General features: G+C 36.4%; 10 protein-coding genes and 1 pseudogene. 3 read left to right on the top strand and 8 right to left on the bottom strand.

From position 1 onward, the window contains the following. The first annotated feature begins 41 nt into the window (after positions 1-41). Positions 42-1,001, top strand: coding sequence for an aldolase catalytic domain-containing protein (locus tag R4Z10_RS12515; protein WP_338469634.1), 960 nt, complete (start codon positions 42-44; stop codon positions 999-1,001). Between the two features lie 54 nt (positions 1,002-1,055). Here R4Z10_RS12515 and R4Z10_RS12520 read toward each other — a convergent pair whose 3' ends face one another. The 4 genes and pseudogenes from R4Z10_RS12520 to R4Z10_RS12535 form a co-directional block, all read right to left on the bottom strand. Continuing rightward, positions 1,056-2,318: an MFS transporter gene (locus tag R4Z10_RS12520; RefSeq protein ID WP_338469635.1), complete on the bottom strand. Its 1,263-nt coding sequence runs from the start codon at positions 2,316-2,318 to the stop codon at positions 1,056-1,058. 247 nt (positions 2,319-2,565) lie between these two features. Continuing rightward, entirely contained in the window at positions 2,566-3,030 is a 465-nt protein-coding gene (locus tag R4Z10_RS12525) for a hypothetical protein (RefSeq protein ID WP_338469636.1), read from the bottom strand. 138 nt (positions 3,031-3,168) lie between these two features. After that, positions 3,169-3,429, bottom strand: coding sequence for a hypothetical protein (locus tag R4Z10_RS12530; protein WP_338469637.1), 261 nt, complete (start codon positions 3,427-3,429; stop codon positions 3,169-3,171). A gap of 226 nt (positions 3,430-3,655) precedes the next feature. Then, positions 3,656-4,526: pseudogene (locus R4Z10_RS12535) on the bottom strand (alanine:cation symporter family protein); the annotation flags it as partial. Between the two features lie 200 nt (positions 4,527-4,726). Here R4Z10_RS12535 and R4Z10_RS12540 point away from each other — a divergent pair. Further along, positions 4,727-6,727, top strand: coding sequence for an SEC-C metal-binding domain-containing protein (locus R4Z10_RS12540; RefSeq protein ID WP_338469638.1), 2,001 nt, complete (start codon positions 4,727-4,729; stop codon positions 6,725-6,727). An 81-nt stretch (positions 6,728-6,808) separates the two neighbouring features. Here the strand turns inward: R4Z10_RS12540 and R4Z10_RS12545 are convergent, their stop codons facing one another. The 4 genes from R4Z10_RS12545 to R4Z10_RS12560 form a co-directional block, all read right to left on the bottom strand. Then, the gene (locus R4Z10_RS12545) at positions 6,809-7,063 is read right to left on the bottom strand and encodes a hypothetical protein (protein WP_338469639.1); all 255 of its coding nucleotides are present in this window, start codon (positions 7,061-7,063) and stop codon (positions 6,809-6,811) included. A 337-nt stretch (positions 7,064-7,400) separates the two neighbouring features. Further along, entirely contained in the window at positions 7,401-8,261 is an 861-nt protein-coding gene (locus tag R4Z10_RS12550; protein ID WP_338469640.1) for a bifunctional 5,10-methylenetetrahydrofolate dehydrogenase/5,10-methenyltetrahydrofolate cyclohydrolase, read from the bottom strand. A 386-nt stretch (positions 8,262-8,647) separates the two neighbouring features. After that, entirely contained in the window at positions 8,648-10,039 is a 1,392-nt protein-coding gene (rlmD, locus tag R4Z10_RS12555; protein WP_338469641.1) for a 23S rRNA (uracil(1939)-C(5))-methyltransferase RlmD, read from the bottom strand. A 399-nt stretch (positions 10,040-10,438) separates the two neighbouring features. Then, complete coding sequence (locus R4Z10_RS12560) at positions 10,439-11,980, bottom strand: alpha/beta hydrolase (RefSeq protein WP_338469642.1); 1,542 nt, start codon at positions 11,978-11,980, stop codon at positions 10,439-10,441. 299 nt (positions 11,981-12,279) lie between these two features. Between R4Z10_RS12560 and R4Z10_RS12565 the strand changes: the two genes are divergently transcribed. Continuing rightward, positions 12,280-12,906 carry a hypothetical protein gene (locus R4Z10_RS12565; protein ID WP_338469643.1) on the top strand — a complete coding sequence of 209 codons (627 nt, stop codon included), beginning with the start codon at positions 12,280-12,282 and terminating at the stop codon, positions 12,904-12,906. The last annotated feature ends 82 nt before the right edge of the window (positions 12,907-12,988 follow it).

Raw genomic sequence — 12,988 nt, forward strand, 5'->3', positions numbered from 1 at the left:
GAAATACATAATAAGCTATAAATAGAAAGGAAGATACAGCCATGGAGAATAATATTAAAATTTTAGATTGCACCATACGTGATGGAGGATTAGTAAATAATTGGGATTTTAGCGTAGAATTTGTACAAGACTTATATAATGGCCTGAGTGCTGCAGGCGTAGAATATATGGAAATTGGATATAAAAATTCCGCGAAGCTTCTCAATGCAACTGAACCAAATCCATGGAGATTTCTTGATGACAACTTCCTAAAAGAAATAATTCCTGAGAAAAAGTTCACTAAACTTTCAGCACTTGTTGACATTGGACGAGTAGATCCTAATGATATTTTGCCTCGTGAGCAAAGTGTTCTTGATATGATTCGTGTGGCATGCTATGTAAGAGAAGTCGACAAAGGCTTAGAACTTGTGCAAATGTTCCATGATTTAGGCTATGAGACTACACTTAATATCATGGCTTTATCTAGTGTCCCAGAACACCAACTGATTAAAGCTTTTGAAATGGTAAGAGAAAGCCCTGTTGATGTGGTTTATATTGTAGATTCCTTTGGAAGTTTAGATCCATCTGATATCGCACACCAAGTCAAAAAGTTCAAAGAAATGCTTCCAAACAAACAGCTTGGGATTCATACACATAATAATTTGCAGCTAGCCTTTGCAAATACATTATCTGCGATGCAAAATGGGGTTACATTCCTTGATTCATCTGTTTATGGAATGGGACGTGCTGCAGGGAACTGTCACACAGAACTCCTTGTAAGCTACATCCAAAAAACAAGCTATGAAATGAAGCCGCTACTTGGTGTTATTGAAAAGCATATGTTAGATATGCGTCAAAAATGGGAGTGGGGCTATATCATCCCCTACATGATTTCAGGTGTCTTAAATGAACATCCACGAGTTGCAATGGCTTATCGAAATAGCGAAGATCGAGATAAATTTGTTGATTTTTATGATAAAGTAACATCACCTGAATCTTCAACATCACCGAATTCAAAATAAATTTACTTTATAGAGTGCCAGGTACCTTCCTAACCGAAAGATGCCTGGCATTTTTCAAGTTTTCTTATTACTAAATTCTATTTCTTGCGATCGGTCTTCTTGTATTATTAATACCCCAATTAAACCAACTACCGAAAAAATCACAGGAATAATAAAGCCCCTTTCATAGCCAACAGTCATACTACCTGTAGCTAAGTAAGCTCGCTCCAATACGAACCCAAAAACACTTGGCAGCAAAACAGCACTCAAGAAACCACCCGTATTTGCAAACCCTGTTACCAAACCAACTTCCTTTAATGGAAATGTTTTTCGAACAACGGCAAACGTTAAAGTACTTGCCCCATAACATAGGCCAATTATAAAAAAAAGGAAAAACAACAAGATAAGTGAAGGATTTCCCTTAAATAAAAGAAAACAAGCCCAGCTCAGTAAAATGATGATATGAACAGTCATATAAAGCTTTTTTACTTTTCCTAGCAAACTAGAAATCCAGCTTGAAAGAGGAGCACCAATCAGTGCCCCAATGATTCCAATCATATTCAATTTGCTTGCTTCACTTCTAGACATATCATACATATCCATTCCATAGGACACGGCCCACGAACCGACGAATCCGACAAATGCCCCTACTAGCCCAAAATGACAAAAAAATAAGGCCCATGCCTGCCGTTTAAAAACCATTCTAATAAGAGTTTTCCCAATTTTTTCACGACCGCTTTCTGTTTTTACGGAAATAAGAGAGTGCTTAGGAACTTTTATAAGTACAAAATAAAGAAGTAGGCCACATAAACACAAACTCCATCCTGTAAAGAAAAACATCGTTCTCCAACCTAGGAAATCAATCCCTTTCGAAAAAGGAACTGTCGCCAAAAGAAATCCTAGACTGCCAGTCATTCCCGCAAAGCCTATTAATCGTACAAACTCCTTTGCTTTGAACCATTGGCCCAAAATAATCACCATATTCACCCAAATCGTCGCATCTCCAAGTCCTGTTAAAGATCTGGCGATAAACAAGACTCCTTCATAGGTACTCAAACTATAAATGATCGTACCAAGCCCCGTTAAGGTTGCTCCAAAGATTAGGAAAAAATTAGGTCCATACCGATCTGCCAATATTCCCATCGGTATCTGTAAACCTGTATAAACCAAAAATTGAATACTTGCCAATAATCCAATGGTTGAAGCAGTGACATGAAGTTCCCCCATCAATTGGTTTGTGATTAATCCCGGTGCCGTTCTCTGACTCGACATCAATAAGTATGTGAGCATAACAGAAACAAAGACAATCCAACGAAATTTGCTCTTCCGATTGTCCATTGGCAACCTCTCCTGTTAGAGTTTATCCCCTTTATTCATATATATATATACAGAACTAATCTGATAAATTAATAGGAATTAAAATTTATGTCATCAAGCATCTTGCATGAATTAATAGCATTGTTTCCCTAATTACGATAGTAACTCTCCCTTCTCTCCCAATACAAACAATCATTTAATTGGTCGAACAAAGTTAAGTTTTAAGTCAACTATAATGATTTCAACTATTCATTCTTTTCCACTTTTCTTAAACACAAGTAAATGATTCAATTTCACGAAGACTTACTCCAAAATATACCCAAGAGAAGCCATTCCAACGCCATCCGGAGACAGAGTTTCTACCAACAAAAATAGGATAAAGCCAGTATTGTTGGCGATTTCTTTGCCATACATACGTATATCTAAATAAACATCTTCTAATGCTGCCTGGATCTACCGCAAACGTACTTACTTGTTGATGTGTTTGCGCCGGTACAAAAGCCGGTGGCGGAGAGCTTGGCGGTCCTGATTGTGGCCCTTGCCCTTGTGGCCCCATTGGCCCCTGTGATCCTGGTAGTCCTGATGGCGGTCCTCCCGGGGATGGAAACGGCAATGGTTGGCCAAATGTCCTCTCCTCATTGTAATAATTATCTGATTGATAAGGAATTGATTGGTCGTAATTCAATTGTTCATTTGGATATTGATTATAAGGATAGAATTGATATGGAAACATAAAAGGCACTCCTTTTTCTTTTGTCTCCATCATCCTATTCACTCTTTACTTATAATCAACTTGTACGTTGTGAAGTGTGTATTCGCCTACACTCTATTTAAAACAAAAAAAATCTCTCAGCAAACAAACCGAGAGATGTTAATAATGAATCTTATTATTAATCTTTAACGGGCGTACACGATATTCCTCCACCTTGTTATACTTATCTTGTAACCACTCAACGACATTTGGCGAATCTAATGCAATCTGCAAAAGTTGTTCGGTCAGCTCTGATTTACTCATCTCGCATGACATTGACAACTTCGTTAACTTTTGATCATATTCATCGTAAATTAAGTTACTGAGCACACCAATTCGCTTATTTCCTAAAATTCTTTTTCGGTTTTTTAATAGTTTCATTTAAATAGCCCTCCTATTAATTACATTAGACCTTTTAATATACAATATGTACGTCCTATTAAAATTAGAACACTTTTACTAGATTTTATCATTGAATATATTAAAGACATTCATTGACATGAAAATAGGGCAGATCCTCTGATCTGCCCTATTAACATACCTAATCACTTATTTGAAAGCCATTCCCATCGGTTAATTTACCAAGTCTAGTTATTCCCTGTATTGATTAAAGTCCACTATCAAAAGGATCTTTTTCAACTGTATCTTGAATTTTCTGACCACTGTGTTTTTGAGAATTTACATAACCATCTTTCCAGAAGTCAGCGTTTTTAATTCCATGTTTAGAAGAATTAAATTCAGGGTCTTTTCCTTGCTTCAACTGCTCTTCGTAATCTAATAGAGCTGTGTAGGCTAGTTTGAATAGTAATAATATAGCAATTAAGTTAAGCCAAACCATAATTCCAAGTCCAATATCCCCCATAGCCCATGCTGTTGTTGCAGTTTTGATTGCTCCATAGAAAATGGCTCCTAACAGGACAATTTTTAATGCAATAAATGCCTTGGCTCTATGTTTACCACGAACAAGATAGGCTAAATTTGTCTCAGCAATATAGTAGTAGGCATAAATGGTAGTGAAAGCAAAGAAGAATAGGGCAATAGCAACAAATTCTGGACCAAAGCCTGGCAGAATAGTATCAACTGCTGCTTGTGTGTAACCAGGTCCTGGTTCAACTCCGGGAGATTTTCGGTAATAAGAGCCCCCCTCTTTTCGTTGATTACATTGTATTGGTTCGTGAATAAAATCATCATAGCGGTTGACGTCACTACTAAAAATTAGATAGAATACGCCTGTACTAGCCCTTGTTTTGCTGGATGAGATACTTCAGCAGCTCCCGCTGGGTGAGCACCTGTACCTTGACCTGCTTCATTTGCATAAAGACCGCGTTTTACTCCCCACATGACAGCTGAACCAATAATGCCGCCAAATAACTCTTCAGCCCCGAAAGCACTTTTAAAAATTAAACCAAATACTTCTGGGATTCTTTCAAAATTTACAACTATAATCGCAGAGCAATTAAAAGATAACCTGCTGCCATATGACAGGCTTTAACAAAATTAGAAATATAACAAATCTATTCGCTCGGCTGTGCTCACTCTTTATTTTTTGTTTGGGCATATACGCAAATAGTTAACGTTAAAATTTCACTATCTTACATTCACTTTAATTTGAACACATTTAACTGTATAATTATTTAAACTAATCGTAAAACTATAAATGAACAGAGGATGAAAATTAGTGGAAAAAGTAGGTAGAAATGACTTGTGTCCATGTGGGAGCGGAAAAAAATATAAGAAATGTTGTGGGGAAAGCAATGTTATTTCCATAGAATCCTTACTGGATAAAGAATTAAGAGATTTGCAGGTTGATATAATTGATTTTGCCGTAAATACTTATGAAGAGGAGATGAATAATTTCCTAGCCCAACGGCTATCAGAATTGTTCATTCCCGAAGAAGCTCTTGAAATGTTTCACTTTTTTACCGTATCCTGGTATATCACTTCGATTGAAATAGAAGGAAAAACAATCTTAGAACAGTACATTGATAAAAATAGTTATAAGTGGACTCGTAGAAGAATAAAGGATATTTTACTATCATGGAAAAAAACAAAACCTATCATTGCCATCGTGCAAGATCAAAATGAAAGCAAGCTTTTAACACTAGAAGACATCTTCACTAATGATATATATAAGGTAAAAGTGCTCGATGATGACCATCCAGTAGAAACGGATGGAATTGTAATTGGCACCATCCTTCCCGTAAATGAATTTTTCGTTTTCTTTACCTCTTTTATTGATTTACCTGCTAACTTAACTAATCGTGTTAAAGAAGCGGTCTTTCAATTACTTGAGGATAATGAGGAGACTAATCCTACTCATTATTTAAACAAAAATTATCCAGAAGCCCTTAACCTTTTTGTTTTTGGTCCTGAACCTACGATGGAGGACCTTGAGTGGATCTCACCAAAACATTATGATGTAGCACATGGGTTTAAAGACTATATGGCAAATTCGCATGATGAAATTATTATTAAGCTGGGAACTTACCTTTGGCATCAGTATTGTTCAAAAAGAAATCCAAAGATTGTTAAAACGGGCATTTATATCGCTGCATTAATCTACTTAATTGATCAACTTATCCCCTTCGGTGGATGGATGACTCGAAATCAATTAGCCGAGGAGTTTGATATCTCTAGCAGTAGTTTATCAGCCAAATACAAGGATATCGAAAAAACACTAAAAGATGAAATTGAAGATCTAGAGGAAAAACTTAATAACATCGACTTTGAGGAAATCTTCGACGATACTTCCGTCAATGATGACGAAGATCTATTCTATGAAAATGATGAAGATTTATCGAATAATCATTCACATACTAGTATTAGCACAGAAAGAGAACTTTTTAGATTAGAGAGTGATTTGCAGAATCAAAAATTTGAATCACTGGATGAAGTTAATCTATTCTTAAACCAGCGCATAAATAATTCTCACACATCTAAAAAGGCATTATCGGACAAAGTAAAAGCTCAGGAATTATTATATGATGCCTATGAATCAAGTTCTGAAATTCAGAAAAAGCAGTTAGCGAAAAAGGCATTAGAATTATACCCAAACAGTCCAGATGCTTATATTATTTACGCTGATTTTGAATTCAACCCTCAAAAAGAAGAAGAGCTTTTATTAAAAGCGATTGAGGCGGGAGAAAAAGATCTAGGGGAAAAATTTATTGGAGAAAATATTGGCGATTTCTGGGGAATTGTTCGTACCCGCCCTTATATGAGGGCAAAATTCAAATATGCGGAACTACTCAGGGATACTGACAGATTAGTAGAGGCCATTAAGCAATATGAGGAACTTTTAGAATTAAATCAACATGACAATCAAGGTGTTCGGTATGAATTGCTTACTGCTTTGATGGAACGGGGCTTATTTAAGGAAGCGGAAGCTCTTCTAAACAAATTCAATGAAAGTATGACAGCAAATGGGACCTATAACAGGGTACTCATTGAATTTTTTCAAAATGGAGTAACTTCTAAAGTAAAGCTGCTTCTTCAAAATGCCAAGCAGCAAAATCCATTTGTACCTGATTATTTATTAGGTAAGAAAAACATTCCCTTATTCCTCCCTAACGATTATCAACTTGGAGAGAAATCAGAAGCAATCATTTACGCAGATCAACATATAGAATTTTGGGAGAGTGCCTCTGAATTAATGGATTTATTAAAAAAGACAAGATAATAATTATTTTGACATGATGAAATAGTAATACAGCCAACAGAAAAAAGCGGGTGTCACGTTCTCCCGCTTTTCTTGTTTTTATTACTTTTTGATCAAAACACTTTTTAGTTTGACTGTCCCTAACTTTTGTGTAAAGAAGTAAGCTAATGTAGCTATGAATAAAATAGTAACTAAAGGAAATGCTCCTATATTTCCAAATGATACCTCTTGGCTTAAATTGGAATTCATTAACGCAAAGGTTGGATTGTGAAAAGCTGTTATAATCAAACCTGATACAATTTGAAACAGACCATAAAAGACAGCAAAGCTTGAAATAAAGACGATATACTTTTTCAATTTATATCACTCCCTCTATTCTTTCTACGATTAACTGAATAAAAGGTTTCATGTTTTTATTAATAGTCTTTATTTTAGGACAATAATTCATACCGTCAATAAACCTTATTATTTTGTTGCAACTGAACTGATAATTTGATATCTACTAGTAAGGAATCATAATTAATTATTATAGTACTAGGACTATTAAAAAATATTGCAAGGTTAAAACTTAAAGAATAAGGGTCAATCCCTAGCAATTTAACACTTTAGCAGACTGACGAAATGACCTCTCTCCTTTACCAATTAATACTCCACTTAACCTCTTTTATTATCCGCAACGATTTCTACTGAAAAATCAAAATCCCTTTTGCAACTGTTTTTTAGCTGCAAAGACTACACGTTGTGCTAAAATTGTAGTTGTAATGGCACCAATTCCACCAGGTACAGGAGTAAGATAAGACGTTTTCTCTTTCACCTCATCAAAAGCAACATCTCCAACTAATTTTTCACTTTCGTCATAACTTGTTCCTACATCGATGACGATGGCCCCTTCTTTAACATGTTCCTTTGTTATTAAGCCCGCTTTACCAGCTGCTGAAATTAAAATATCAGCTTTTTTACAATTTTCTATTACATTTTTTGTATGTAAATGACATACCGTTACAGTAGCATTTTTATCCATTAATAGTGTAGATAGTGGTCGTCCAACAACGAGGCTATGTCCGACAATTACTACATCTTTTCCTTGTACATCCATATCATAATATTCTAATGTCTTCAAAACAGCATCTGGTGTACAAGGTATAAAATCTCCTATATTTGGCGATAAAGCTTTCCCGATATTATATGGACTCATTCCATCAATATCTTTATCTGGGTGTATAATCATACTAATTTTTTCAGTGTCAATATGCTCTGGTAATGGCCTTAATAGTAAGATCCCATGAATATCTTTGCGATCATCTATTTTTTTAAATTCAGTAATAAATTCTTCTTCTGTTATTTCTTCTGGATAATGAAAAGTTTGCGATTTAATTTCCAACTCATTTACTACCTTTATAGCTGACCTTTCATACCCAATGGAATCCAGCCGATCACCAACTCTTATAATCGCAACTAATGGAGAAATTTCATTGGCATTAAGTTCCTGTATGTCTTGTTTGATTCCTTCTTTTATTCGATTTGCAACATCTTTACCACTCATGACCACTGACATAAGAACTCCTCCTGTTCAAAATATAATCTCTTTTATTTTTATTTTTATTTAATTATGGATCTGAAAGGGAAATTGTTTATTTTAACAGTGAAAAAATATATTTATAGAAATATTATTGTATTGTTACCCTCCAACCCGCATTCCTATGCCACCTAATTTTCACTCATTACAAAAAAGAGTTCTGCACGACTCCTGCATTTTTTCACTCTTTTTCTTCTCCGTATCTCCTATAAATTCTGATTTAATAGGCTTTTGTTTACGCAAAAAGGATGGGATTCCTGCTCCCATCCTTTTTATTCTGTCTTTTTTTCTTTCCTTTATCTACAAGTTTCCTACAGGAGTCCTATGACTGAGTTTATTGTATGGCACAGGGGTTTATTATTGCTCTACAATTTTTTAACGAGTACAGCGCAGCACTCAACATGCACCGTATGTGGAAACAGGTCAACGGGTTGTACGATTTGTAGTTCATAACCAAAGGGCTCTAGTTCTTTAATATCCGTTGCAAACGTGGATGGATTGCATGAAACATAGACAATTCGTTCTGGCTGCGCTCTGCCAATCCTTCTCATCACTTTTCCCCCAGCACCTGAACGTGGCGGATCAAGTAGTAATAATTCAGGTTTACCAAATTCCTCTATTACTTGATCGAAACCTTTTCTAGCATCTTTTGCTAAAAATGAAGCATTTTCAATGCCGTTATCCTTTGCATTGCGCTTAGCCGATTCAATTGACGTTTCAACGATTTCAATTCCTACTAACTCCCCTACCTGTTTTGCAAAAGGTAAAGAGAACGTACCTACTCCGCAAAAAAGATCAATCATTTTTTCCGATTTAACTGGTTGTCCCATTTCAATCGCTAAATCAACTAACTTTTGTGCTTGAGTTGGATTTGTTTGGAAAAACGTATCAAACCAGACACGGAAACGGTACCCGTCCATTTCATCATAAATGAAGTCTCTTCCTGCTAGTACATGTGTTTTTTCGGACTGTGTTCGATCTGCCCAATCCGTGTTTTCCATCCATAATAGGCTCTTCACTTGTGGAAACTTATCCGAAATGCGTTTTACTAAATCATCAGCCGTCTCTTGTAGATGATCTTGGGGCCCCTCTGTTGCAAACAAGGCCAACATAATTTCTCCAGTTGCAAACGATTGTCTTACCATTAAATGGCGAAGCAAACCTTCATGAGCATCTTTGTTATAGCCAGATAATTCATGTTGCTTAGCCCATTTTGCAACTTCCATCGCTGCTTCTACCATTTCTTTTCCTGCGATTAAACAAGTTTCAAGGGAAATAATTTTACGGAAATTCCCTTGTTCATGAAGTCCCATCGAGCCGTCAGGCGCAAAAGTAAACTCCATTTTATTCCGATAATGCCATGGATCGTCCATTCCAATCGTTTCTTGTACTAAAGACGGATCAAAACCTTGGGATTCAATCGCATGTTTTACATAATTCGTCTTATGTTGCAGTTGTCCCTCATAAGTCCAATGCTGCCATACACATCCTCCACATTTATCAAAATGCGGACATGGTGGTTCCGTTCTTTGAGAGTTCGCCTCTACAATCTCATCTGGCAATGCCTTCCATCTTCTTCGGTCCGGCCGGTCCACCGTTACCCTTACCTTTTCACCTGGCAATGTTTGCGGGATTGTTAGTTTTAATTTCTTAAGATTGCCTTCTTCATTTTCACGCCATACTACAGCTTGTCCTGAACCTTTTTCATCTAATCGGTTGATCTCAGCAACCATTGTTTCTCCTCTTGTCACGGTCAATTCCATGTACCTCCTATGGTAAAGCAATAATTCATCTATCTTATCAAGATCATTTGAATTCATATCCTGTTTGTTCAAATTTAACGCATATTATACTAGTATAAAAGATAAAGCACTAATTTAAAAGAAAAAATGCAACAGAAACAAGTGCAGGCATCTTCCAATTTTACGGAAGATGCCTGCACTATCTTTATAAGTATAAATCTTATATCAACAATCCGAGCTTTACGGGCAGTTGATCCACCGCCTATCTTCTTTTTTTCTACTTAGAATCTTGAGGTGGAGATCTTACTGACCGTTAAGCCTAATAAATCTTCAAGGTTTTCAACATATCTTGTCTCTTTACGACTCTTGGGTCACTTAATTTTTAAAAAGAGAATTTAAAAACCAGCTCTTATTTTATTCAGTTATACGTGGGTCTCTTTCTTGACCTGTTTTTATATCGATAACTTTAACAGGATTTTCTGGTGTAGGAATGGTCTTGCTATTTGGAGGTCCGTCATTGTTTTCAACCCAATCAACTAGTAAATCAAAAGCTTGATGAGCATATGGAAGCAAAGGCTGAAGCTCTTTATCCGGATCGGCACCTCCATTCCAGACGAGACTGTCTACATGATTGCCATTTTCAATCGTATAAAGTCGATGAAGATGGTCTTTACCCGCTTTTTTCACTAATTTTTGATACCCTTCGGCATGGATTTCCGGGAAAATTAAAGCATCTAGTGACCCTGTAAAACTAATTAATGGAACCTCAATATCTCCTGTATTGGCAATAGCTTTAATATTTTCTTTGACCGCTTTCGGCCGTGTTACGTATTTATAGTTTTCAAAGATGTGATCGAAAGAACGATCCCTCACGTTACCATTGAAGTTTAAGTAATCCTGCCATGGGATACTCCCTGGAGCGCCAGGATCAAAATGATCACGGTAAATGTTTAATGTAACAAACCAATAAACTTGATCATGATAAGCCCATAATTTCTCTGATCCTTTTGGAAGGCCTGCTTTATATAATTTCTTTATCGCTTTTTCCTTTTCTTTACCAGTTCCATAAATAGCTTGCTCTGCATTGTTTACAACCGGGGTTAAAGCACTTATAAGATTTGGCGTTTTTTCAGTCCATAAAACCCCTTCCCAGTCTACTCCACCATCAAATAGTCTAGGTTCTCCCGTTTTTTCAAACCCATCATTTTCCAAGGCATAACGGATGACATAGCCGCCATTGGAAATCCCCATTGCATAGGTTGGTACTTTATGGGTATCGCTAACTAAATGACTCGCTGGATTGGCCTCAGTTGGTTCGATAAGTTGGTCTTTGAAATCCTCTGTCAAATAATTTTGAGCAGCTTTTGTTACTTGGCGGAACCGAAGATTCCATTCGGCGACACTATCATCATCGTCTACCAGGGCATTTTTAGCTTTTGCAAAAGTATCAGTATCTGAAGTCTCTCCCTGTGTGCCTTTATCAATAGCTGCGAATGCATAACCCTTTTCAAGGACAAAATCACTGAATAACAGGTCAGTAGAAGTTTCGTTTCTTGTTGCTGGAATCCCTGAGACAACAAGTTTTCCATTCCACTGATCAGGAACTCGAATCACAAATTGTGCATCATCAAAAATACCATTTACTTGAGTTCCTGTAATTGGTGCAGGTTTATACATTTGATGCCAGCCAGTACCTTGTTTCTCGTCCCCCCAATTGGTGGGTGCCAGGCCAATGTTACCATAGAGTGTTGCTTGAACGAATTGTTTTGGATTTGCCGTTGTCAGCCAATTTCCGTCGATCCCATCAAAATAGGTTTCATGGATATTATGAGCATCAGGAATAATGGGTTTATTTTCGCTTGCTGCTTTAGCCGAATTCCCTCCCCAAAGCAAACCCCCTACAAGTAAAATCGAAGAAGACAACACAATTGCCATGATATTTAGCTTCAGAATCATCACACTCCTTAATCTTGTCTGCTTCTTACTCTTTTATATTAGATTGAATATTATAAAAATTCATGAGACTATAGTCATCATTGAACAAATAATATGTTTAAATCACTCATATTTTGCCTTCTTTAATTAAAATGAATAATACCAACTTATTTTGTAATATTGTTTATCTCTCGGTATTTCACCTTTTTTTATTAACACTTTTTCCTTCCACACCCATTTATTATGTATCGCCATAAAAGCAAAATAAAATCCTTTTAGCTAGTAAATAATATCTTTGTCTAACATGAAAGTTGTTAGTCATGAAATGGAGGTGCATTGCCATTTATGGTGTGTTGATCTTCCTAATTATCTTGTTTTTAGCTGCTTCGTTAAACTTTAGAACCATTAAAAATAAATTGAAGCCAATTCCAGCTGGCGTTAAAGACACTCAATCATCTCCAGAAAATCAGTTCAAGGAGGAAATGGCGATGGGAAATGACAAGGAAAAAGAGTTTAAGGAAAGAGCCAAATCTGCAGAGTTAGCGAAAATTGAAAGAGTTGCAGCAGCAAAAGCTGAAGAGGAAATCGCATCAGAACTAGCACCTTTAAAGGATCAATTGAAAGAAATCCAGTCAACACTGAAAAATTTTGGAGCCAATGAGCAACAAAGTAATAAACAATCATCAGAACAGGAATCACTTCAACCAAATCAACTTTTAAAACAAATGCAAAGCTTTAGTTCACAGGCACAACAGCAACAACAAAAGACGTTTCAACAGTTGCAGCAATCGATTCAACAAACCGCAAAAATGTTAAGCAATGTGGAGCAATCCCTTCAATCCATGAATATGTTGAATCAAATTACGGATCAATTGACACAGTCACAACAAGCCCTACAACAACAGTTACAGGGGCAATCTTCTCAACAAGGTAACAACTGGGAATAAAGTGAAACTTCCTTTAGAGGAGGGTCTTTCATCCCACTGTTGGAAAGCACTAGCCACAAAATGCTAGTCACGCAGACATATT

The sequence above is a fragment of the Niallia sp. XMNu-256 genome (assembly GCF_036670015.1).
In the GTDB taxonomy this organism is placed as follows: Bacteria; Bacillota; Bacilli; order Bacillales; family Cytobacillaceae; genus Bacillus_BD.